Annotated in this window: 18 protein-coding genes and 1 pseudogene; 5 read left to right on the top strand and 14 right to left on the bottom strand. The window is 67.0% G+C overall.

Going from position 1 to position 22,771, the window contains the following annotated elements; translation table 11 throughout:
* Nucleotides 1-71 precede the first annotated feature (71 nt).
* Nucleotides 72-260, top strand: coding sequence for a hypothetical protein (locus J2X65_RS10870; RefSeq protein WP_310200927.1), 189 nt, complete (start codon nt 72-74; stop codon nt 258-260).
* Nucleotides 261-380: 120 nt separating this feature from the next.
* Entirely contained in the window at nt 381-971 is a 591-nt protein-coding gene (locus J2X65_RS10865) for an SCO family protein (protein ID WP_310200926.1), read from the top strand.
* A 799-nt stretch (nt 972-1,770) separates the two neighbouring features.
* Here J2X65_RS10865 and J2X65_RS10860 read toward each other — a convergent pair.
* Nucleotides 1,771-2,607: a glycosyltransferase family 2 protein gene (locus tag J2X65_RS10860; protein ID WP_310200925.1), complete on the bottom strand. Its 837-nt coding sequence runs from the start codon at nt 2,605-2,607 to the stop codon at nt 1,771-1,773.
* A 91-nt stretch (nt 2,608-2,698) separates the two neighbouring features.
* A pseudogene (locus J2X65_RS10855) lies at nt 2,699-3,010 on the bottom strand (glycosyltransferase); the annotation flags it as partial.
* Between the two features lie 1,110 nt (nt 3,011-4,120).
* Here J2X65_RS10855 and J2X65_RS10850 point away from each other — a divergent pair.
* The 3 genes from J2X65_RS10850 (at nt 4,121) to J2X65_RS10840 (ending at nt 7,524) form a co-directional block, all read left to right on the top strand.
* Entirely contained in the window at nt 4,121-4,879 is a 759-nt protein-coding gene (locus J2X65_RS10850) for a transporter substrate-binding domain-containing protein (RefSeq protein WP_310200924.1), read from the top strand.
* 197 nt (nt 4,880-5,076) lie between these two features.
* Entirely contained in the window at nt 5,077-6,735 is a 1,659-nt protein-coding gene (locus J2X65_RS10845) for a lysine--tRNA ligase (protein WP_310200923.1), read from the top strand.
* A 333-nt stretch (nt 6,736-7,068) separates the two neighbouring features.
* Entirely contained in the window at nt 7,069-7,524 is a 456-nt protein-coding gene (locus J2X65_RS10840) for a CVNH domain-containing protein (RefSeq protein WP_310200922.1), read from the top strand.
* A gap of 114 nt (nt 7,525-7,638) precedes the next feature.
* On the opposite strand, the gene J2X65_RS10835 is transcribed toward J2X65_RS10840, so the two are convergent.
* The 12 genes from J2X65_RS10835 to J2X65_RS10780 form a co-directional block, all read right to left on the bottom strand.
* Nucleotides 7,639-8,106, bottom strand: coding sequence for a hypothetical protein (locus tag J2X65_RS10835; protein WP_310200921.1), 468 nt, complete (start codon nt 8,104-8,106; stop codon nt 7,639-7,641).
* 124 nt (nt 8,107-8,230) lie between these two features.
* On the bottom strand, nt 8,231-9,931 hold the full coding sequence (locus tag J2X65_RS10830; RefSeq protein WP_310200919.1) for a thiamine pyrophosphate-binding protein: 1,701 nt from the start codon (nt 9,929-9,931) through the stop codon (nt 8,231-8,233).
* Nucleotides 9,932-10,106: 175 nt separating this feature from the next.
* A complete protein-coding gene (locus J2X65_RS10825; protein WP_310200918.1) occupies nt 10,107-11,681 on the bottom strand; it encodes an amino acid permease in 1,575 nt (524 codons plus the stop codon).
* 188 nt (nt 11,682-11,869) lie between these two features.
* Nucleotides 11,870-12,340 (bottom strand): DUF2214 domain-containing protein, encoded by a 471-nt coding sequence (locus J2X65_RS10820; RefSeq protein WP_310200917.1) that lies wholly within the window; start codon nt 12,338-12,340, stop codon nt 11,870-11,872.
* A 14-nt stretch (nt 12,341-12,354) separates the two neighbouring features.
* Nucleotides 12,355-12,768 (bottom strand): DUF6152 family protein, encoded by a 414-nt coding sequence (locus J2X65_RS10815; protein ID WP_310200916.1) that lies wholly within the window; start codon nt 12,766-12,768, stop codon nt 12,355-12,357.
* Nucleotides 12,769-13,343: 575 nt separating this feature from the next.
* Nucleotides 13,344-15,770 carry a DNA topoisomerase (ATP-hydrolyzing) subunit B gene (gene gyrB / locus J2X65_RS10810; protein ID WP_310200915.1) on the bottom strand — a complete coding sequence of 809 codons (2,427 nt, stop codon included), beginning with the start codon at nt 15,768-15,770 and terminating at the stop codon, nt 13,344-13,346.
* Nucleotides 15,771-15,829: 59 nt separating this feature from the next.
* Nucleotides 15,830-16,444, bottom strand: coding sequence for a LysE family translocator (locus J2X65_RS10805; RefSeq protein ID WP_310200914.1), 615 nt, complete (start codon nt 16,442-16,444; stop codon nt 15,830-15,832).
* A gap of 70 nt (nt 16,445-16,514) precedes the next feature.
* The gene (gene recF, locus J2X65_RS10800; protein WP_310200913.1) at nt 16,515-17,675 is read right to left on the bottom strand and encodes a DNA replication/repair protein RecF; all 1,161 of its coding nucleotides are present in this window, start codon (nt 17,673-17,675) and stop codon (nt 16,515-16,517) included.
* Nucleotides 17,672-18,787 (bottom strand): DNA polymerase III subunit beta, encoded by a 1,116-nt coding sequence (gene dnaN / locus J2X65_RS10795; RefSeq protein WP_310200912.1) that lies wholly within the window; start codon nt 18,785-18,787, stop codon nt 17,672-17,674. Before dnaN ends, recF begins: the two co-directional genes overlap by 4 nt.
* A 215-nt stretch (nt 18,788-19,002) precedes the next feature.
* Nucleotides 19,003-20,502, bottom strand: coding sequence for a chromosomal replication initiator protein DnaA (dnaA, locus tag J2X65_RS10790; protein ID WP_310200911.1), 1,500 nt, complete (start codon nt 20,500-20,502; stop codon nt 19,003-19,005).
* Between the two features lie 1,073 nt (nt 20,503-21,575).
* Nucleotides 21,576-21,842, bottom strand: a complete 267-nt coding sequence (gene rpsT, locus J2X65_RS10785) for a 30S ribosomal protein S20 (protein WP_310200910.1) — start codon at nt 21,840-21,842, stop codon at nt 21,576-21,578.
* Nucleotides 21,843-21,996: 154 nt separating this feature from the next.
* Nucleotides 21,997-22,770, bottom strand: coding sequence for an enoyl-CoA hydratase (locus J2X65_RS10780; protein ID WP_310200909.1), 774 nt, complete (start codon nt 22,768-22,770; stop codon nt 21,997-21,999).
* Between the last annotated feature and the right edge of the window lies 1 nt (nt 22,771).

Below are 22,771 nucleotides of genomic sequence, written 5' to 3'. Positions count from 1 at the left end.
CACGAAATGGCATCATGGATAATGACCTAGAATGCAGGCTGGAGCACAATGTTCCGGCGGGAGCCGCGGCCATGAGCGAGAAATTTCCAACGGCCATGCCCGACCCGGTGCGACACCGTGCATCGTTTTCGCTCGCCCTTCGCATCGGGACGGGAATGCTCGGGCTGGCGCTGCTGGCTGCGTCGATCGGTCTGTGGGCCCGTCACGGTTCGGCCGTTTTCTTCGATCTGATTGCCAGTGGTATCGCCTATTGCTTCTGATGTTGGATCGGTCGCTGGCTGCGGCCCTCCGGCATCCTTGGATCGGCCGCCTGTAAGGTAGCCGTGGCTCGCGCCGACCGGCAGCCGCACCTGGCGCCCCGGCTTTGATGTGGACCTTGCATGCCCGCCCGTCGCCGCCTGCTTCTTCTCCTCTCCGCCTTCCTCGTGGGTGCGGCGGTCGTCGCCGTATCGGTGTTCGCGCTGTTGCCGTCCGCCAAGCCGGTCGCCACCCAGGCAAGCGTCGGCGGGCCCTTCTCGCTCGTCGACCAGGATGGCCAGCCGGTCACTCAGGAGAGCTTCAAGGGCGCGCCGACCCTGGTATTCTTCGGCTTCACCCATTGCCCGGACATCTGCCCGACCACGCTTTTCGAGATGTCGCAGCTGTTCGAATATCTCGGCGAGGATGCGCGCAAGGTGCAGGGCCTGTTCATCACGGTGGATCCCGAACGCGATACGCCGGAAGCGATGAAATCCTATATCGGCAGCTTCCATCCGAGCATCCAGGCGCTCACCGGCACGTCCGAGCAGGTGGCGGCGACGATCAGGGCCTACCGCGCCTATGCGCAGAAGGTGCCGGGGCAGAATGGCGATTACACGATGAACCACACCGCCATCGTCTATCTCATGGACAAGGACGGCAATTTCGTCGCCCCCTTCGATCTCAAGCGGCCGCCGGCCGAAGCGGCGAACGTGCTGCGCCCCTATTTCTGAGCCAGGGTGCGGGCCGCCATCCCTCGGCTTCGCGTCGCAGCCGCTAGGAAACATCGTTGCTGCGCCGGCCAAACTCGGTCGCGCCGGCCTCCGGCCCACGACTGTGCCGCCAGCGCGGTATCCCTTCCTCACCGGTCGCTGAACATCCGCAACTTGCCCCTTCCGGGCGCCCGCCGGCCGCGGTCGAAGCCTCCTCGTAGGTGCACCCCCGATCGGCCATGGCTTTCCGAGGGTGCCAAAAGACCCGCCGCCCCCTGCCTTGTTGACTTGAAGTCTGAGGCCGCCCCGATCCAATTGCGCCATCCCCCGCCCCACGGAGCATGCAGGCCACCTTTCGCCGCCCCGTTTTGCTTCGGCGGCAGGCGCCATTAGGGGGTGTCGAAACCCGAGGATGAGGAGGAGGGAGCGCGTCGCGCGGCGTGAGGGCTTGGCAGCCCATGCCGTGCGGATGGCTCGATGGCTTCACGGGGGGGAGGCTGCACGGGGTCCATGACGGGGCGCAGCTACATGACGGGGCGCAGCTATCAGCACGACGCGCGGCGAGAGCGCGCGAAGCCGCCTCCATGGCTGCCTGTTCCCGTGATCGATTCTCGCCAACCCTTTCCCGCCGCCCCCCTGCTGACGATCCGCTCGCCCTTCATCAGCCTCACGACGATGGCCCCGCGTCATCCGGTGCCCGCCCGCTTGTGTCGCCGATGCGACAGCGGCTTCCCGAGATAGGGGCAGCCATCGGTTCTCCTGTCCACCCGTTCCGGCACGTCGCATGGGCCGGGCAGGGCGAAGCGGAAACCGGCTGCCCTCATCTTGGCTTCACCGTCGGTCGCCGCCTCGTCGCTCGGGTTCGCGCCGGCCTGAGCCGCAGGCGCACCGGCCGCCGGCGCGAGGTGCGGGCGAGACCGTGCTCGGTCTTCTCCCAGCGCTGCGGGGCGGCGATCAGCTGGAACAGCGCCCGCCAGCCGGCGGCCGACAGCATCAGCCAATAGAGCGGGATCAGCGGCAGCACCCGCCACAACCCGGAGAGGCGGCGATGGCGCATGCCGATGATGGTGCAGAACATGGTGGCGCCATAGCCGGTGAGCAGCACGAGGATGCCGAGGCCATCGAGCAGAAGGCTGGCGGGCGAGGCATCGACCTCGCCGCCGAAACTCCAGCGCAGTGCCAGGGCGAGGGCGAAGACCGGGTGCATCAGCGCCGAGACCAGGCCGCCGCCGAGCAGGAACAGGAAGCTGAACATGCCGCTCCAGCCGATCTCGCCGATCAGCCGGCGCGGCGCTCGCCCATGCACCAGCAGCGTCTGCATCCATCCTTTGTACCAGCGGGTGCGCTGGCGCAGCCAGGCACCGGCGGTGCGGGGCGCCTCCTCGTCGGTGGTGGAGGCGATGACCAGGGTGCGCCAGCCGCTGCGGGCCAGCCTTACCCCGAGATCGGCATCCTCGGCGACGTTGAACGGATCCCAGGCGCCGACCCGGTCGAGCGCGGCGCGGCGGAAATGGTTTGAAGTGCCGCCGAGCGGCAGCGGCAGGCGCGCGCTGGCGAGCAGCGGCAGCACCACGTCGAAATGCGCGGCGTACTCGGCCGCGAACTGGCGGGTGATCCAGCTGTCGGCGACATTGTCGATGGCGAGCCGTGCCTGCACGCAGCCGACCCGCCGGTTGGCCGGGGCGGCGAAGGCGGCGCAGGCGGCGCAACTGCTGCGGGTCCGGCATGTCCTCCGCGTCATAGATGCCGACGATGGCGCCGCGCGCGAAGGGCAGGGCGGCGTTCAGCGCTTTCGGCTTGGTGCGCGGGCCGGTGTCGGGCGCGGTGAGGATGTCGAAGCCGGGGCGTTCGGCGTAGCGGGCCAACGCCGCCGCGGTCTCGTCGTCGTCGGGCTCGATGACCAGCAGCACCTGCAGCTTCTCGCGCGGATAGTCGAGCGCGGTTAGCGCCGCGATCAGCTGCGGCACCACCCGCGCCTCGCGATAGAGCGGCACGATGAGGCTGTAGGCCGGCAGGCTGGCATCGTCGCGCGGCGGCGGCGGCTCGGGCTCGGGCGTCATGGTCGAGGCGACGAGGCGCAGGCACGACCAGCCGAGCAGTACCAGCGATACCAGCAGCACCGGGCCGATGAGCACGAGGGCGGGGGAGACCAGCGCCAGGCCGGCCAGCGCCACGCAGATCAGCGCGCCAAGCACCATGAGATAGCGGGAGATGCCAAGCGTCGCCGCGCTCTGGTCCGGCTTCTCGTCGCGCAGGGCGAAGGCGGCGAGCTGGCCGAGCGGCTCGGCGAAGTGCCGGCGCACATGCCGCGCCAGCCGTTCCGGTGTCGTCAGCCGCAGGCGTGCGTGCAGCGACGGCGTCGCTTCCAGCGTCGCAGCGAGGCGGCGCAGCCGCAGCCCGCGCGCGGCGGCGACGATGCTGCCGTCCGGTTGGCGCATCAGCCCGCTGCGCATCAGGCCCCTTAGCGCCTCGGGCGGGGGCACGGCGACCGACGCCGTCCCCTCGAGCGGCTCCACCGGCACGTCGAGCCGTGCCGCGGCGGCGGCCAGGACGAGATCCGGCGTGGCGGCGGTCTCGGCGAGCAGCACCTCGTCGGCGCCGATGCCGAGCCGGGTCGCTCGTTCGCGGGCGGCGACCAGAAGCCGGTCCGGCAGCCGCCCCGCCAGCCCGGCGATCTCGATCGGCAGGTCCGCCGCCTCGTATCGTTCCGCCCCGTCCCGTCCCGCCTCGGGCGAAGCCGCCTCATGCCATGGAGCAGAGGTTCCCACGGTATTCCCGGGGGCCTCCGCGACAGCGTTCATGGCAAAGCCTGCGGCAGAATATGCAACGACATCGGCCGCGCCGTTTCCCGCACGATCCGTCGTCTGCCTCGCCGCCGCGTCCCCGCTCACGCCGTGCCGCCCCTCGCCCTAGCCCCGCGGAGACGCTACAAGATCGAGGCTGGCCTGCAATCGGCCGAAGCGTGATCGAGGCGCCAGGTGCGGTACGCGACGACGAAATCCATCTTCTGTGGCCTTGCCGCCGCGCTTCTCGTCGCCGGTGGGCTGATTGTTCCGCCGCCCCCCGCGGCCGCACAGCAGATGCCCTCCGCGGCCCACCCCTCCGCGCCCTCCGCCTCCGCCTCCGCGGCGGGCCGGGCCCCTGCCTCCGCCGCGGCGGTCGATGTTGCGGTGCCCGGCTTCTGGGACCCGAAGCGCCGGCCGGAAAAGCCGGACGTCGCCCGCGTGCCGGTGCAGATCCGCTTCGTCACCACCGAGGACTACCCGCCCTTCAGTTTCCGCGGCGAGGACGGCCGCCCGACCGGCTTCAACATCGACATCGCCCGCGCCATCTGCTCCGAGCTCGCCATCACCTGCTCGCTGGAGGTGGTGCCGTTCGAGGCGCTGACCGAGGCGCTCGCCGCCGGCAAGGCGGATGCCGCCATTGCCGGGCTGGCAATCTCGTCGGCGAGCCGCGAGGCGGTGGATTTCTCCGACCGCTATTTCCGCTCGCCGGCCCGTTTCGTCGCCCGCAAGCCGGATGTGATGCCGGCGGTCACGCCCGATCTCGTGGCGTCGAAAACCGTCGGCGTCGTCGCCGGCACGGCCCATGAGGCCTATCTGCGCGATTTCTTCGCCGAGGTCGCCATCCGCTCCTTTCCGACGCCGGAAGACGCCCGCGCCGCGCTGCGCAAGGGCGAGGTCGACCTGGTCTTCGGCGATGGCGTGCAGCTGGCCTTCTGGCTCAACGGCTCGTCGTCCGAGGGCTGCTGCGCCTTTGCCGGCGGTCCGTTCACCGAGAGCCTGTATTTCGGCGAGGGCATGGGCATCGCCGTCCGGCGCGGCGACGACGCGCTGCGCCAGTCGCTCAATTACGCGCTGGCGCAGATCTGGGAAAACGGCGCCTATGTCGACCTCTATCTGCGCTGGTTTCCCATCGGCGTCTATTGAGGCCGCCGGCGCGCGCCGGATAGGCATCCTCCGCACTGCCGGCATCATCGGCCCCACCTCGTCCCCCATCGCTTGACTGCGATCAGAACATAGAGGGAACATTCATGCAAGGAGGCTGTTTTCGCCGCATCGATTGACGCTGCGGGTGCGACTGCCTAGTGTCCGCGCCCATTCTTCAAGGTCGGGAGAGACCCATCATGACGGCGACCGCTCAGGTCGAGGATGTTGCAACCGAACTGCGGGAGCTGGCGCAGACCGCCGGCGCCTGGCCGTTCGAGGAAGCCCGCAAGATCGTCGAGCGCCTGAAGCGGAAACCGAAGGCCGAGGTGCTGTTTGAGACCGGCTACGGCCCCTCGGGACTGCCGCATATCGGCACCTTCGGCGAGGTGGCGCGCACCACCATGGTGCGCCACGCCTTCCATGTGCTGACCGGCGGCGAGATCCCGACGCGGCTCCTGTGCTTCTCGGACGACATGGACGGCATGCGCAAGATCCCGGACAACGTGCCGGATCCCGCCGCGCTGAAGCCCTATCTGCAGATGCCGCTCACCGTGGTGCCGGACCCGTTCGGCGGCGGCTATCCGAGCTTCGGCGCGCATAACAACGCCATGCTGCGGCGCTTCCTCGACACCTTCGGCTTCGATTACGAGTTCGCCAGCGCCACTGATTACTACAAGGCCGGCAAGCTCGATGCGGTGCTGCTGAAGGCGGCGGAGAAGTACGAGGCCATCATGGAGGTGATGCTGCCGACGCTGGGCGAGGAGCGGCAGGCGACCTATTCGCCGTTCCTGCCGATCTCGCCGACCTCGGGCCGCGTGCTCTACGTGCCGCTGAAGGCGGTGGACGCCAAGGCCGGCACCATCACCTTCACCGACGAGGACGGGGTGGACAAGACCGTCCCGGTCACCGGCGGCCAGGTGAAGCTGCAGTGGAAGCCGGATTTCGGTGCCCGCTGGGCGGCACTCGACGTCGATTTCGAGATGTTCGGCAAGGACCACCAGACCAACGCGCCGATCTATGACCGCATCTGCGAGATCCTCGACGGCGTGGCGCCGGAGCATTTCGTCTACGAACTCTTCCTCGACGAGGTCGGCCAGAAGATCTCCAAGTCGAAGGGCAATGGCCTGTCGATCGACGAGTGGTTGACCTATGCCAGCCCCGAGAGCCTGGCGCTGTATATGTTCCAGTCGCCGCGCTCGGCGAAGAAGCTGCACTTCGACGTCATCCCCAAGGCGGTCGACGAATATTACAGCTTCCTCGCCCGCTACCCGACGCAGGATTGGAAGAGCCGGCTCGGCAATCCGGTGTGGCACATCCATTCCGGCAATCCGCCGGCGTTGGATCTGCCGGTCTCGTTCGGCCTGCTGCTCAAGCTCGCCTCGGCCTCCAATGCCGAGGACAAGGGCGTGCTGTGGCGCTTCATCGGCCGCTATGCGCCGGGCGTGACGGCGCAGACCCACCCGCATATGGACCAGTTGGCCGGCTATGCGGTGCGCTACTTCATCGATCGGGTGAAGCCGCGTCGGGCCTTCCGCTTGGCTGACGAGGTGGAGGCCGATGCGCTCGCCCGCCTCGACGCCGCGCTGGCGCCGCTCGACGGCACCGATCGCGATGCCATCCAGAACGCGGTGCTCGATGTTGCCCGTCCGGTGCCGCGCTATCAGGACCTCAAGCGCAAGGGGCCGGATGGCGGGCCGGGCGTGTCCTTCGCCTGGTTCAGCGCGCTGTACGAGCTGCTGCTGGGCGAAAAGGAAGGCCCGCGCTTCGGCACCTTCGTCGCCGCCTACGGCATCCCGGAGACCCGCGCGCTGATCGCCCGCGCGCTGTCCGGCGAACTCGCCAGGGGCGCCGCCTAGGCGACGCCGCCTGAACTCCGGCACCGGCCGCTGCAAGGCGGCTGGAGCGTTCAGGTAGAGGCGGCGGCAGCCATCGCCGATATTGCCGGGGTGGAGAAGCCGGAGGCGGCCTGCCGGGGTCGCCCCGATCCGCACGGTGCCGAGGGATATCATCGGGGCGCCTCGTCGCCTTCGAGGTGCTGCCGTCGGCTGGTATGTCGGTGTCGATGGCTGCCGGCGTGGCGGGCATTTACCACGCCGGCCACTTCTCCTTGTCCTCGCGGGCCGGCAGGCACATGTCGGGCGATCATGCGCTGAGGCGTCGGCCCGGCGCCCGCGCCCGGAGACGCCGTCATGCCGCGCCGTTGCCTCGCCGTCCTCTTCATCGTCTTGCTCGCCGCCACGCTGCTCGGTCCGGCCATCGCGCCGGCGAGCGCCCAATCGGTGCCGCCGGGCAGCTACCAGCAATCCTGCCAGGACATTCGCAACGTCGCCGGCTGGCTGCGCGCCTCGTGCCGCGACCGTTCGGGGCGCTGGGTCGAGGCCAATATGGCGATCTCCTGGTGCGCGCCGGGCAACGACATCTCCAATGAGGATGGCCGCCTCGTGTGCAAGACCACCTCTTCGTGGGGAGAGCGGCCGCCGCAGGGCTCCTATATGGGCAGCTGCCGCGATGTGCGCATGTCGGCCGGCTGGCTCAAGGCGAGCTGTCAGGACATGAAGGGCCGCTGGGTCGACGCCACCACCGCGGCCAGCTGGTGCACCGGCCGCGACATCGCCAATGTCGATGGACGTCTTACCTGCCGCTAGAGCGTTTCCGGTGAAAGCCGGTTCTCCGCAAACGCTCCAGCTCGTTGCTTCTCCGCAATTCTCTCCGCCAAATCACTGCGTCCTTTTGCGGAGATTGCTCCGGGAGCGGTCGGGTCAGCCCTTGCTGCAGCCGGCGAGCAGCGCCGCATAGGGCTCGGCCATGCCCGCCTGGCTCATGATGAAGCGCGCGCCCTTCACGGCCATCACGAAGGGGCGGTTGGTCTTCACGATGGTGGCCAGCCCGCCGAGCGGGCCGTGACCCTCCACATCGATGCCGCCGCTCTCCTCATTGGCGATCGCTTTGCCGGGAAAGCTCACCCGGGCGCGATTATTCTCCAGCATCACCTCGGCCGCCTCGCCGGGCAGCAATCCGTTCGAGCCGATCAGCGAGCGCACGGTGAGCGTGCCGCTGCCCGGCAGGCAGGCGATGTCGACCACCCGCTTGCCGGTCGCCCTGTCGCCGAGCACCAGATGCACGCTCCCGCCCTGCTCGGCGCCGTACCAGCTAGGCTCAGCCCGCGCCGTCGCCGATCCGAGGGTAAGGAGCGACACGAGGAGGCCGAGAAGGCGAAAGCGGAACATGGCGTCACCGGACTGGAGCCCGCCGGGCCGGCGGAGGCGCCGGATCGGTGGGGGCTTCGGTATTGCGATCGGTTGCCGGGGCAAAAGCCATCCGGCTTCCGCGGGAGGCGACGGGAGAATGTCTTCAGCTCACCGAGCGGTCCCCGAGCGATTTTTCGCGCAGCGCGCTGAGTGTCGTCGTCGGCGTGATCGCCTCCGGGTCGAGCAGCACATGCACCACCGCCGGCTTGCCCGAGGCAAGCGCGGCGTCGAGCGCCGGCACGAAGTCCTCGTCGCGTTCCACCCGCGCGCCGAAGGCGCCGAAGGCCTGCGCATAGGCGGCAAAGTCCGGATTGGTCAGCGAGGTGCCGAACACCCGCGTCGGGAATTCGCGCTCCTGGTGCATGCGGATGGTGCCGTACATGCCGTTGTCGATCACCACCGCCAGCACCGGGATCTTGTGCTGCACGGCGGTGGCGAGTTCCTGGCCGGTCATCAGGAAATCGCCGTCGCCGCACACCGCCACCGCCAGCCGATCGGGATGCACCCGCCTCGCCGCGATCGCCGCCGGGAAGCCGTAGCCCATCGAGCCGGAAGTCGGCGCCAACTGGCTGCCATAGGCGCGGAAATGGTGGAAGCGGTGCACCCAGGTGGCGAAATTGCCGGCGCCGTTGCAGATCGCAGTGTCGGCCGGCCGCGCGCGCAGCCAGCGCACCAGCGTCGCCATCTGCACCGGGCCGGGGTTGGCCGGCGGCTGGTCGCTCCAGGCGCGGTAGTCGGCCCGTGCCTCCTCCCGCCAGTCCGCCCAGCGAATGGTCTGCGGCGGCTGCACGCCCTCCAGCGCCGCCGCGAAGGCCTGCGGCGAGGCATTTATGGCGAGCGCCGGCTGGAACACCCGGCCGATCTCGTCGGGATCGGCATGGACATGCACGATGTCGATGCCGGGGTCGGGAATGCCGAACAGCGAATAGCCCTGCGAGGGGACCTCGCCCAGCCGTCCACCGGCGAGGATGACGAGGTCGGCGGCCTTCAGCCGCGCCACCAGCTTGGGGTTGATGCCGAGCCCGACATCGCCGGCATAGCAGGCATGGTCGGCGGGAAACAGCATCTGCCGGCGGAAGCTGACGCAGACCGGCAGGTCGAAGCGCTCGGCGAACCGCTTCACCGCCGCAACGGCCTTCGCGTTCCAGCGGCTGCCGCCGAGCATCAGGATCGGCCGCTCGGCGTTCCACAGCAGCTTCTGCAGCCGCATCATGTCGGTGAGGCCGGGCCAGGTCTCGGCCGGCTCGAAAACGGGAGCGTCCGGCACATCGACAATGTCGGCCAGCATGTCCTCCGGCAGCGCGATCACCACCGGTCCCGGCCGCCCCTGCGTCGCCACCCGGAAGGCGCGGGCGAGGATTTCGGGAATGCGCGCGGCGTCGTCGATCTCCACCGCCCATTTGGCCAGCGTGCCGAACACCGCGCGGTAATCGACCTCCTGGAATGCCTCGCGCCCGCGCATCGCCCGGCCGATCTGGCCGACGAACAGGATCATCGGCGTCGAATCCTGCTGGGCGACGTGCACGCCGGCGCTGGCATTGGTGGCGCCCGGCCCGCGGGTAACGAAGCAGATGCCCGGCCGCCCGGTCAGCTTGGCCGAGGCTTCCGCCATCATCGCCGCGCCGCCCTCGTGGCGGCAGACCACGAAGTCGATCTCGGTGTCCGACAGCGCGTCGAGCACGTCGAGATAGCTCTCGCCCGGCACGCCGAAGGCACGGGTGACGCCATGGGCGATCAGCGTGTCGACGAGAAGGCGGGCACCGGAGCGGGCAGGGGGAAGCGGGCGGGTCGGGAGCGACGTCATCGGGTCACGCGGATTGGCGCAGGCAGCGCGCGGTTGAAGCCGGACCGGCGCGCGGCCGATCCGGCGGCAATCTAACCCGCCAAGGCCTGCCGTGCAGGCCCAAAATCACCTGCCGCACAGGCGAAAATCGCCGGCCGCGGCGGTCGCCATCCCCTGCCCGCGCGCTGGACGGTGTTCAGGCGGCCTCGCCCACCGCCTTTTCGGCGGCGCGGATCGCCGCCTGCCGGCGGGCGATCTCCTCGCCGATCGGCGGCCCCTTGAAGCGGCGCTGCTCGAAGGCCAGCCACACCGCCCCCGCCAGCACCAGGAAGCCGACGGTGATGTACAGCGCCCAGTCATTGGGGGGCTGGATGCCGAGCACGAAGATCAGCGCCATGGCGAGGATCGACAGCACCGCCACCAGCCGGAACGCGGTGGCGCCCATGCTCCACGGCCCCATCTTCGGCCATTTGGCACTGCCATAGGCCACCAGCCCGAGCGCGATCGGGATGGCGAAGGAGAAGAATAGGAAGATGACCGTGCAGGACACCACGATGGCATAGGCCGAAGTGCCGCCGAACGACACCAGCGAGGTGCCCCAGACGAACAGCACGGCGAGCGTGGCGCCGGTCCAGATGGCCGCGACCGGGGTGCGGTGCTTGGGGCTCACCTTGGCGAGCGCGGCGGAAGCCGGCAGGCCGCCGTCACGGGCGAAGGCGAACAGCATGCGCGACACCGAGGTGACGGTGGCGAGGCCGCACAGGAATTGGGCGAGGAAGATGGCGAGGTAGAGGATTTCCTTGATCAGGCCCGGCACCCGGGCGTCCATCGCCCAGAAGAACACGTTCCAGCCCTGCTTGGCGGCCTCGTCCATGTTGGGGATCATCAGCACGAAGGCGCACAGCATCACATAGCCGAACACCCCGGACCACACGACCGACATCACCATGCCGCGCGGCACCGCGCGTGCCGCGTCGAGTGTCTCCTCGGAGGTGTGGGCGGAGGCGTCATAGCCGGTGATGGTGTAGATCGGCAGCAGCAGGCCGAGCAGGAACGCCCAGCCTGTCGAGACCTCCGGCCATACATCGGCGCCGGCGGCCCCGGTGTAGTTGGAGAAGGTGAAGAGCCGGCCGATATCGTAGCCGGGGGCGAAGGCGAGGCAGACCAGCGTCAGCGCCACCGAGGTGGCGAGGATCAGGTAGCCGGAGAAGTCGGTGAGCTTGGCGGTGAGGCCGATGCCGCGATGGTTGATCAGCGCCTGGATGCCGGTCAGCACCGCCAGGAACACGATGCGCACCGTGACGGTGTCCTCCATGCCCAGCAGCGGGCCGAAGGCGCCGAAGAAGAAATAGTAGGTGCCGACATTGATGGCGCCGAGCACGGTGACGAGGCCGAGCAGGTTGAACCAGGCGGTAACCCAGCCGGTGAAGCGGTTGCCGAGGATCGAGCCCCAGTGATAGAGGCCGCCGGCGGTGGGGTAGGCGGAGCCGATCTGCGCCATGGCGAGGGCGAAGACGCCGGAAATGGCGACGCCCAGCGGCCAGCCGAGGCCGATCGCGGCGCCGCCGGCACCGGAAGTGGCCTGCGCCAGCGAGTTGATGCCGCCGGACAGGATGCAGATGATCGAGAAACTGATGGCAAAGTTCGAGAACCGGCTCATGCGGCGCTCGAGTTCCTGCGCATAGCCCATCTCGTGCAGGACCTTGATGTCGGCGTGCCTGGCTTCGTCCGTGTAATCCGAGCTGCCCGCTGTTTCCGTCACCGTGCTCATGGCGATCCCCGTGCGTGGCGCCGCCGGGAATGCCCCGGGGCTTGGGCTGTCCATGCATCGAAGATGCCAACTTTGCGGGGCGAAACTCGCCCGTCGCCATCTTACGTTGCGGAATAGCTGCGCCTTTCGAAGCCCTGCTTGGGCGGCTTCCCGCACATCCTCGGCGAGGTCGCGCGCGCGGTGCGCGCCTAGAGAAACCCGATCCAACGGCCGGCGATCAGTATCGCGAGCCACAGCAGCATCGAGGCGAAGGCTCGTAGCCTCACGGCTCGCGTCGGCTGCAGTCCGGCCAGTACGCGATGATAGCCGCCGCTCGCATGCTGCCAGCCGACATTGGCCAGCGCGAGCGCCAGCAAGCCGATCTTGACCAGGAAGGCGGTGTTGGCGAGATATTCCGCCGGCCGCACGGTGAACAGCCACAGGCCGGTCAGCACGGCGAGCGCGACGCCGAGGGAGGCGGCGCGCGACAGGAACGGCACCAGCATCGGCATCGGCACCGTGGGCGCGAGGCCGAGCAAGCGCGCATCGAGCGGCAGCACGGCCCCGAGGATCAGCCCGATCCCGAGAATATGGGCGGCGTTGACCAGCAGATAGGCGGTGGCCGAGCCTTGCAGCCAGCGTGCCCCCGGCCAGCCTCCCAGTGAGACGAGAAATTCCACGGGGACGTGGCGCGTCAGCCGTCGCCGATACGCTCGGGATACATGTCGTAATTCTTGCCGGCGATGGTGATGCGCACCGCCTTCATATGCGCCTGCGACGCGTCGCGCGAACGGTTGCCGAGCACGGTGATCGCGTCGCCGGGCTTGGCGGTGTTGGCGGTGAAGCCGGAATTCTCGGTCTGCCTGGGATTGCCGAGGTCGACCCGCCAGACCGTGCCGTCCTGCGCCGCGACCTGCAAGGTCGGGTGCGGGGGCGCCATGGAGATGGAGCGGATGGTACCGGTCAGCGTCATCTTCTCGCCCTCCGCCCAGGACCAACCGTGATGGGCGAGGGCAGGGGCGGCCGCGCCGAGCGCGACCGCAAGGGTCGCAGCAAACACGCGCGGCGCGCGAGGCGAGGATGCACGAAGCGTGGACGGGTGAAACATGGTGTGTCTCCTGTCGCAGCGGAACCTCGGTGCAGGTTAAATCGCCTGCCCCGCGAAAGGCGACCGTCCCGCTGCTCACAATCGCGGTAGCCGATGGCATGAAGGGCAGATGACCCGCCGCCATCCGAGGCAGCGGGAGCCGGGAAATGCCGGCTGGCAGAGCCGATGCCGTCCTGGGCGGAGGCGTCATTGCTGTGAAAGGCCGTAGCGTGGATCTCGCGCGCCACCCGTGCCGGCGTCATCCCGGAGGACCGGCGGGGCCGTCGAGCGCCGCCTGAGCCGCCGGCCGGGTGTCCTCGACCAGAAATGCCGCGACCTACGCCTCGGGGCTGGCGTCAGCAACATCAGCCAGACCCGCGGAAGAGGCCAGTTGCGCCGGAGTCAACCTCACCGGTCACCGGCGCAACGAAATCGGTCTCATCGTCCACCGCACCATACTGAGGGCGTTATGGCGGCGAGGATCGATTATCTTGCCCGAGCAGCAGAAATTACATCGTCCGGCGAGACGGGCTTCCGCAACGACTTGATCCTCTTGCCCAGAAGGCCGCCGATATCGTATCGGCGGCTCGCGAACACTAAGTGTCTACGCTGGCGCGCAGGGCGTTATCTTGGATGAACTCGCGGCGGGGCTCCACCACATCGCCCATTAGCCGGTTGAACAGGTCGTCGGCATCGGCGACCTCCTTCACCTTCACCTGCAGCAGCGAGCGGGCATTGACGTCGAGCGTCGTCTCCCACAGCTGCTCGGCATTCATCTCGCCGAGGCCCTTATAGCGTTGCAGCGACACGCCTTTTCGGCCCGCATCGGTGACGGCGTCGAACAGGTCCATCGGGCCGTGCACCAGCGTCTCGGTGCCCCGGCGCTTCAGTGTGGCCGCTTGCGCATGCACCTCGCGAAGAGTGGCGACGAGCTGATCGAGGCGGCGCGCTTCGGCCGAGCCGAGGAAGGTTGCGTCGAGATTGACCACCTCCTTCACACCGCGCACCGTGCGCTGGAAGTGGAAACCGGCGCCATCGGCTGTGCCGGTCCAGCCACGTTCGATATCTTCAGCAATATTATCAAGGCGTTGCGCGACATCGGCCGCCACTTGCGCGGCGCGATCCTCGTCGATCAGCAGTCCGGATGCGAGCGCGCCGGCAAGCGCCGCCTGCTCGACCACCGCACGATTGTAGCGTGGATGCAGTCCCTGCAGCGTCGTGCGGAAGGCGCGAGCGCTTTCCACGACCGAGAGCAGGTCGGCCCCGGCGCGAACCTCGCCGGTGGCCATGGAAAGGCTGGCATCATCAAGCCCTTGGGAAACAAGGTAATCTTCCAGCGACCGCTCATCCTTCAGATACTGCTCGGACTTGCCGCGCGTCACCTTGTAGAGCGGCGGCTGGGCGATATAGATATGCCCGCGATCCAGCAATTCCGGCATCTGGCGGAAGAAAAAGGTCAGCAGCAGCGTACGGATATGCGAACCGTCGACATCCGCGTCGGTCATGATGATGATCTTGTGGTAGCGCAGCTTGTCGGCGTTGAAGTCGTCGCGGCCAATTCCAGTTCCGAGCGCAGTAATCAGCGTGCCGACCTGATCGGATGAGAGCATCTTGTCGAAGCGGGCGCGCTCGACATTCAGGATCTTGCCACGAAGTGGCAGGATAGCCTGAAAGGCTCTGTTGCGCCCCATCTTGGCGGAGCCGCCGGCCGAGTCGCCCTCGACGATGAATAACTCGGATTTTGCCGGGTCGCGCTCCTGACAATCGGCGAGTTTACCTGGAAGGGAGGCGACGTCGAGCGGGTTCTTGCGGCGCGTCAACTCGCGCGCCTTGCGGGCCGCCTCGCGCGCCGCCGCCGCTTCCACCACCTTGCCGACCACCGATTTCGCTTCGGCGGGATGTTCTTCCAGCCAGTTGTTGAGTGCGTCGTTGACCAGCGTCTCCACCACCGGCCGGACCTCCGAGGACACCAGCTTGTCCTTGGTCTGCGAGGAGAATTTCGGATCCGGTACCTTCACCGACAGCACGGCGGTCAGGCCCTCGCGGCAGTCCTCGCCGGTCGGGTCGACCTTCTCCTTCTTGGCGATGCCCGAGCGCTCGGAATAGCCGATGATCTGCCGCGTCAGTGCCGCTGCAAAACCGGTGAAATGCGTGCCACGATCACGCTGCGGAATGTTGTTGGTGAAGCACAGCACGTTTTCATGGTAGCTGTCGTTCCACGACAGGGCGCATTCGACGGTAATCCCGTCCTTCTCCGCGCGGATCACCACCGGTTTCGGCAGAATCGCCTGCTTGGAACGATCGAGATACTGGACGAAGGCTTCGACGCCGCCTTCATACATCATCTCTTCGCGTTTGACCTCAGGATGGCGGGCGTCCGTCAAGACGATGCGCACGCCCGAATTCAGGAAGGCGAGTTCACGCAGCCGATGCTCAAGAGTCGCGTAGTCGAATTCTATGTGAGTGAAGGTATCGGGACTCGGGACGAAGGTCACCATGGTGCCGCGCTTGCCGGCCGACGCCGGACCTTTAACGGCCAGCGGCGCCTCGGCATCGCCGTGGCGGAAGCGCATATGGTGCTCTAACCCATTGCGCCATATGGTCAAATCGAGCGTGGTCGAAAGCGCGTTCACTACCGAGACGCCGACGCCGTGCAGGCCGCCGGAAACCTTGTAGGAATTCTGGTTGAACTTTCCGCCGGCGTGCAGCTGGGTCATGATGACTTCGGCCGCCGACACGCCTTCTTCCGGATGAATATCCGTAGGAATACCGCGGCCGTTATCCGTTACTGTCACCGAGCCCTCGGCGTTCAGGGTGACGGTCACTTCCGTCGCATAGCCCGCCAAGGCTTCGTCGATGGCGTTGTCCACCACTTCGTAAACCATGTGGTGGAGGCCCGATCCATCGTCGGTATCACCGATATACATGCCCGGCCGTTTGCGTACCGCGTCCAGCCCCTTGAGGACTTGGATGGACTGCGCGCCGTACTCTTCGGGAGTCGGAGCGGAATCGGTATCGGACATGGTTGTCAGCTCTTCGAATCGTTGAGATCGTTCAGGTTCTTTGTAGCGCAAACACGCGCCTATTTCGTGGCCACCATCACTGCCGCGCCGGCCATCGCCGTGCCGCATGCGCGGTTGATCAGCCGGATCGTCCGGTCACTCCCGATCATGCCGCGTGCCCTTTGGGCGAGGCCGATATAGAGGCCGAAGACCAATGCCAATACCATAACGATGATCGCGCACATCTCGAAGAAGGCGAGCATCGTCAAGTGATTGAGGTCGATGATCGTTGGAAGGAGGGCAAGGTAGAAGGCCATCGCCTTAGGGTTGCCGAGTGTCATGCCGACGCCGGTGAGGAACAGCCCGGCGGGCGAGCCGGTCGGCTTGGGCATGGTGACGGCCATGGCGTGGGCAGGAGCCGTCCACAGCTTCCAGGCGAGAAAGACAAGATAGGTCGCCGCGGCCAGCCGCACGACGACAAACAGCGAGCCGAGCGTGGCGGCCAGTGCTGCCAGGCCCAGAGCGGCAGCCGCCAGCCATACCATGTCGCCGAGGATGATGCCGGCCACGAGAGGAGGCGTGCCCTGGCGCCCATGTGCCAATGTCCGCGCCACCAGCGCAATCACGCTCGGCCCCGGCGAGGCGGCGGCCAGCGCAAGCGCTGCAGCGAAGACAAGCAATCCCAGCAAATCCATCGCCTCTACGTGCGCGCGCGCACGCGAAAGGTCAAGGAATAAATAGTTAAATCAACTCAATGTGTTGAACTCATTGGGCCGAGGTGGGCGCGATCTGGCCGGGACGGACCGAAAACCGCTCGGCGCCCTCGGGTAGCGCGGCGAAGGCAGCGGGGTCTGCGCCGGTCATCCATACCTGGCCGCCGAGCGCTTGCAGCGTTGCGAACAGTGCCTCCCGGCGGGAGGGATCGAGATAGGCGACGACATCGTCGAGCAGCATGATCGGGCTCATGCCGGCCATCTCCGCCACCAGGCGGGCATGCGCGAGGATAAGGCCGATCAGCAGCGCCTTCTGCTCGCCGGTGGAGCCTTGCGCCGCCGGCATGGCTTTCGGGCCATGACCGACCATGAGGTCGGAAAGATGCGCTCCCTCGAGCGTCCGTCCCGCGGCACGGTCGCGCGAGCGGGCTTCACGCAGCACAGCGCGGTAGCCGTCCTCCACCTGCGTCGCCGGCAGATGAGCCAGCTCGCGCTCGATCGCGCCGTCGAGAGCCAGTGTCGCCCAAGGAAATGCCGATCCATCGTCGCGTCCGGCAACTATGCCGGAGGCGAGCCGGCGCACCGTTTCCAGCCGCGCGGCCGCCACCGCGACCGACAGGGCCGCGAGTTCCTGTTCGACGGCATCGAGATAGCGCGGATCGGTGCGCGGCTCTTCCAGAAGGCGATTGCGCGCGCGCAATGCCCGCTCCAGCGCGTTCACTCGCGCCCCGTGCTCGGCATCCACCGCCAGCACCAGCCGGTCCAGAAAGCGCCGCCGCTCCGCGGGCGGGCCGGTGAACAGGCCATCCATCTCCGGCGTGAGCCAGATCACCCGTACGAAATCGGCGAAGGCGGCAGCCGAGCCGACCGGCTCGCCGTCGATGCGGCAACGGCGCGCGCGCACCTCACCTGTTGGGTCAGATTCCTGTCCGGTGCCAAGCGTCACGTCGCCATAGGCACCGGCGATAGTCGCCGAAACCGCCCAACCGTTCGCCCTCACGCCGTCCTGGCGATAAGGAAATTGATCGAGCGCAGCCCGGCGCAGGCCGCGGCCCGGCGCCAGCAGTGAAACAGCTTCAAGAACGTTGGTCTTGCCGGCACCGTTGGGGCCAAGCAGCACCACCGTGTCGGCTTCGGACCGCAGTTCCGCTGCTCCATAGCTGCGGAACTGGGTCAGCCGCAGGCGCGTGATGTAGGTGGCGGGCGAGCTCACACCCGCATCGGCATCAGCACATAGAGCGCGCCACGCCGCTCAGGGTCCTGCACCAGCGTCGGCGAACCGGGATCGGCGAACTTCAGCTCTGCCGTCGCCCCCTCGATCTGGCCGGTGATGTCGAGGAGATAGCGGCTGTTGAAGCCGATATCGATCGCTTCGGCGGCATATTCGACCTCGATCTCTTCGGTCGCGCTGCCGGAGTCTGGATTGGTCACCGAGAGAGTGAGCTTGCCATCGGCGATGGAAAGCTTCACCGCCCGGCCGCGCTCGCTCGCCACCGTCGAGACGCGGTCGACGGCGGCGGCGAAGTCGGCCTTCTCCACCACCAGCGTCTTGTCGTTGTTGAGCGGAATCACGCGGCCGTAGTCGGGGAAGGTGCCGTCGATCAGCTTCGAAGTCAGCACCACGCGATCGAGCGAGACGCGGATCTTGGCGCTGGAGAGCTCGACGGTGACCTCGGCCTCGCCATTCTCGGCGAGCCGCTGGATCTCGGCGACCGCCTTGCGCGGCACGATGACTCCGGGCATCCCGGCTGCGCCAGCGGGGGCTTCCGTCTGGGCCTGGGCAAGCCGGTGTCCGTCGGTTGCCACGGCGCGCAACACCGGACCGCCGGCATCGGCAACGTGGAAATAGATGCCGTTGAGGTAGTAACGGGTTTCTTCGGTCGAAATGGCGAACTGCGTCTTGTCGACGAGGCGGCGCAATTCCCCGGCGGGAAGGGTGAAGCGGTGGCTCATCTCGCCGGCGGCGAGGTCCGGAAACTCGCCTTCCGGCAGTGTCTGAAGTTGGAAGCGCGAACGGCCGGCGCGCACGGTGAGCGTGCCGCGGTCGCCCGAAGTCTCAATCTGTACCTGCGCGCCCTCGGGCAGTTTGCGCACGATCTCGTAGATGGTGTGGGCCGGCACCGTGGTAGCACCTTCCTGCCCGACCTCGGCTGGGATGGTCTCCACCACCTCGATGTCGAGATCGGTGGCGCGCAGGGCGAGGCCGCGCGTATCGGTGCGCATCAGCACGTTCGCCAGAATCGGAATGGTATTGCGCCGCTCGACGACCCGGTGGACATGGGCGAGAGATTTGAGGAGCTCGGCCCGCTCGACGGTGACCTTCATGGCCGCGACACCCGTGGCTTTCGGAAAGGGGAGGGACTTCCCAGGGCGCGGAATGAAGCGGGCGCTGCCTCACATCGCGCCCCGGCGAGCGGCGCGGGCGCGCCGCCGGGCTGACGACATTGCCGCCAGACCCTTAGCAATACAAGCCCACCTTGCCGCAGTGCGGCGATTTGGTGGGGATAAACGGCCGCCTGGCGACGGCGCTGGCGGGTCGGCTACTCGCTGACCAGCCGCTTGAGCGTCTCGACCTCGCTGGCGAGCGCGCTGTCGCTGCCCACCAGCCCCTCGATCTTGCGCACCGCATGAAGAACGGTCGTGTGGTCGCGACCGCCGAAGCGTCGGCCAATCTCGGGAAGCGACCGCAGGGTGAGCATCTTGGCCAGGTACATCGCGATCTGGCGCGGCTTTACCACATTGGCGGTGCGGCGCTGCGAGAGGATGTCGGCACGGGTGACGTTGTAGTGCTTGGCAACGATGCGCAGGATGTCATCGACACGCACGCGCTTGGGCTCGGAGGAGCGCACGAGATCCCGCACGACCTCTTCAGCCATTTCCAGCGTGATGGCGCGGGAGGTCAGCTGATTATGTGCGAGCAGCCGGTTCAGGGCGCCGTCGAGATCGCGGCCGTTCTGGCCGCAATTGCGGGCGATGAACTGCAGCACGTCCTGCGGCACGCTGAAGCCGGGATGCTGCTGGGCGAGCGCGGCAACGCGGCTCGCCAGAATTTCAAGCCGCAGGTCCTCGTCGAGCGGGTCGATCTCCACCACCAGCCCGCCGGCGAGGCGCGAGCGCACCCGCTCTTCCAGCGCATCGAGCTCGGACGGCGGGCGGTCGGCGGCAATGACGATCTGCCGGCCAGAATCCATCAGGGAATTGAGGGTGTGACAGAATTCCTGCTGCACGCTCTTGCCCTGCAGGAATTGCAGGTCGTCGATCACCAGCGTGTCGATCTCGCGCACCTGCTCCTTGAAGGCGAGGGCGGATTGGCTCTTCAGCGCGGCGATGAAGCCATACATGAAGCGTTCGGCGGTGAGATAGACAACGCGGCGGCCACGTTCGGCGCCGGCGGCGACAATCGCCTGCAGCAGATGCGTCTTGCCGAGGCCGACGGCGGCGTGGAGATAAAGCGGGTTGAACACCGCAGGGCCGCCGGCGGGAGCCTGCGCCACTTTCAAGGCCGCGGCATGGGCAAGCCGGTTGGAACTGCCCAACCGATAGGTGCCGAAGGTGAGCCGGGCGTCCAGCGGCGATCCGGCGCCGAGATCCGGCGTGGAAGCCGGCGCGACGGGAGTGGACGTGATCGGCTTGACCTCGGCGAGCGGACGCGGCTGCGGCGAGGATTCGGCGCGGGCGATCACCGGGACGTGGCCGGGGCTGCGCAGCACTGCGGTGCGTACCGACAGCTCCACGTGCGAACCGGCGATTTCCTCATTCCACAACGTATTGAGGCGATCGATATAGTGCTGCTGAATCCAGTTCTTGAGGAAGCGCGTCGGCACGGACAGGCGCACGGTTTCGCCGAAGATGCCGTCCAGTTCCACACGCGGAAACCAGCTGAGATAGACCTCTTCCCCGATCTCGGCACGCAAGCGGCGGCGCACCCGATCCCAGAAGCTGCGAGGATCTCCATCGAACGCATCTGCGTCCCCATTGCCGCGGAGCGGCACGGTGACGGAATCGGAAACGGTCGTCTCGACGATGCTGGATTTGAACATGGAGTCTCCGCTGCTTTTTGGGCGGTTTATTGGAAACACCGGCCGGCGGCACGTCACGCATGCGTCAAGCAATACGCGACGCGCGACAAACGCGGCGGTGACGGATGACAAATTGGGAATACGCGGCCGTCAGGGCGGCGGCGTCACCGGATCGGGGCCGGAGGCCCGGAACAGGGGGGCAACGCGGATGAACAGGATGCCTGGATTTGGTTCGGCAGATCGCGGTCGGTGAATATTCCCCGAAGCCCGCAGCTGCGGCCGGCGGATCCTGTGCGCGTCATATCAAACGCGCCCATTCGCGTGAACATAAGAGCCCCTTCGCGGCAAGTGCATTGCCATCCCTGTTGACGTTTATTGGTTTCAGGTGACGCTATATACGAACGCTACTAGAGTTCCGACGGAGAGTTAAAGTTGTTTGACATTGGTCTCCGTCATTCCCGGCGTACTCTATATACGCGGAGGTGGTGGATGCTGAGAACAACATGCGACACTCCTCCTCACGTGCAATGAGTAGTTCGAAAACTCAACTTTTCGCTGAGATATCCGGCCTCGCCGGATGAAGAGAACATACACACGGCCTCCCCGTCGCGCAACGCTCTTGGCGGTTTCGGCGATCCCGCCGCAGGCCGATTCGGCGCCTCGGCACCAGCGGCGTCGAACTGCTAGTCGGCAAATCTCTGACTCCTCTGGAAGATTCAGGGAATGGGCGCGAATCGGGCCGAAATAGGTTTTTTTTGATCGCGGGCGATCAGGCCGCCTCGGGACGGGCGATTCGACGGGGTGTCGGGAGCGTGCCATTCAACTCGTTGATTTTTAAAGTGAATATTTGTGCGCCCGTTAACGGTTTCCGAGCTTCGCGACAAGATTGTCGCTGCGTTGGCGCCATATCGGAGTCAAGGCTGGAATACGCTGCTGGAGCTCGGTCGGGCGTCTCTGTGTCGTTCATGTGACGCCGCCACCGGCGCTTTTCCGATGCGGGCCGGCCTCGGGGAGGCCGGCGCTCGTCGCAATGCAAAAAGCCCGGCATGAAGCCGGGCTTTCCATCTCTTCAGTCGCAATTCTCGTCGATTAGATCAGGCGCTGAGCTTGGCAAGGCGCAGGGTCAGGCGCGACACCTTGCGCGAAGCGGTGCTCTTGTGGAGGACACCCTTCTGCGCCGCGCGCATGATCTCCGGCTCGGCTGCCTTGAGGGCCACGGAAGCCGCAGCGCTGTCGCCAGCCGCCAAGGCTTCCTCGACCTTGCGGACGAAGGTGCGCATGCGCGAGCGACGGCTCGCATTGACCTCGGTACGACGCGCAATCTTGCGAGCCGCCTTCTTGGCGGAGGGCGTATTGGCCATCGGCCGTCCTCTTCGATCGTTGCCGGACCAGCAAAGCTGCACCAGCAGGAATGTCATGTGACAAAAGGGAAGCGGGCGCTCCGGTGGGGAGCCCCGCGTGAGTGGCGGGCTTATAGTAGGCAGGCGCCGCGGCGTCAATAGCGATGGGGAGCGTTCACCTGTTGTTAAAGTTTGGGCTGCGCTTCTCGACGAAGGCGGCCATGCCCTCCTTCTGATCGTGGCTGGCGAACAGCGACTGGAACAGGCGGCGCTCGAAGCGGATGCCTTCGCCGAGGGTGGTTTCGAAGGAGCGGTTGACGCTTTCCTTTGCCATCATCACCGACGGCAGCGAGAGATTGGCGATGGTGTCGGCGACCTTCATCGCCTCGGTCATCAAATCGGCCAACGGAACGACGCGGGAAACCAGGCCGTACATATCGGCCTCGCTAGCGTTAAGTGTCCGTCCTGTCAGGCACATTTCCATCGCCTTCGCCTTGCCGATCGCGCGGGTGAGCCGCTGCGAGCCGCCGGCGCCGGGGATGATGCCGAGCTGGATTTCCGGCTGGCCGAAACGGGCATTGTCGGCGGCGAGCAGGATGTCGCACATCATGGCGAGCTCGCAGCCGCCGCCGAGCGCGTATCCCGCCACCGCGGCGATCACCGGCTTGCGGAATCGCGACAGCCGCTCCCACGAGGTGATGAAGTCGTCAGTATAGGTGTCAGGGAAGCTAAGTCCTTGCATTTCCTTGATATCTGCGCCGGCGGCGAAGGCGCGGTCCGAGCCGGTGAGGATGACCGTGCTGATGCCGGCATCGGTCTCGAAGCTGTCCAGCGCCCGGTTCAGCTCGGCGATGAGTGCCGAATTCAGCGCGTTGAGCGCCTTGGGACGGTTGAGGGTGACGACGCCGACTCGCCCGTCGGTATGGACCAGAATATTCTCGTAACCCATT

Origin of the sequence: Ancylobacter sp. 3268, from assembly GCF_031456575.1 — a bacterium.
Classification (GTDB): domain Bacteria; phylum Pseudomonadota; class Alphaproteobacteria; order Rhizobiales; family Xanthobacteraceae; genus Ancylobacter.
The sequence above is the reverse complement of the archived record's forward strand: the minus strand, read 5'-3'. Positions and strand labels throughout refer to the sequence as shown.

Coding starts and splice junctions, on each gene's coding strand:
- J2X65_RS10840 (WP_310200922.1), top strand. CDS start 7,069: ATGCCGCGCCGTTGCCTCGCCGTCCTCTTCATCGTCTTGCTCGCCGCC.
- J2X65_RS10780 (WP_310200909.1), bottom strand. CDS start 22,770: ATGGGTTACGAGAATATTCTGGTCCATACCGACGGGCGAGTCGGCGTC.
- rpsT (WP_310200910.1), bottom strand. CDS start 21,842: ATGGCCAATACGCCCTCCGCCAAGAAGGCGGCTCGCAAGATTGCGCGT.
- dnaN (WP_310200912.1), bottom strand. CDS start 18,787: ATGAAGGTCACCGTCGAGCGGGCCGAGCTCCTCAAATCTCTCGCCCAT.
- J2X65_RS10805 (WP_310200914.1), bottom strand. CDS start 16,444: ATGGATTTGCTGGGATTGCTTGTCTTCGCTGCAGCGCTTGCGCTGGCC.
- J2X65_RS10865 (WP_310200926.1), top strand. CDS start 381: ATGCCCGCCCGTCGCCGCCTGCTTCTTCTCCTCTCCGCCTTCCTCGTG.
- J2X65_RS10815 (WP_310200916.1), bottom strand. CDS start 12,768: ATGTTTCACCCGTCCACGCTTCGTGCATCCTCGCCTCGCGCGCCGCGC.
- dnaA (WP_310200911.1), bottom strand. CDS start 20,502: ATGTTCAAATCCAGCATCGTCGAGACGACCGTTTCCGATTCCGTCACC.
- J2X65_RS10825 (WP_310200918.1), bottom strand. CDS start 11,681: ATGAGCACGGTGACGGAAACAGCGGGCAGCTCGGATTACACGGACGAA.
- J2X65_RS10870 (WP_310200927.1), top strand. CDS start 72: ATGAGCGAGAAATTTCCAACGGCCATGCCCGACCCGGTGCGACACCGT.
- J2X65_RS10830 (WP_310200919.1), bottom strand. CDS start 9,931: ATGACGTCGCTCCCGACCCGCCCGCTTCCCCCTGCCCGCTCCGGTGCC.
- J2X65_RS10835 (WP_310200921.1), bottom strand. CDS start 8,106: ATGTTCCGCTTTCGCCTTCTCGGCCTCCTCGTGTCGCTCCTTACCCTC.
- gyrB (WP_310200915.1), bottom strand. CDS start 15,770: ATGTCCGATACCGATTCCGCTCCGACTCCCGAAGAGTACGGCGCGCAG.
- J2X65_RS10845 (WP_310200923.1), top strand. CDS start 5,077: ATGACGGCGACCGCTCAGGTCGAGGATGTTGCAACCGAACTGCGGGAG.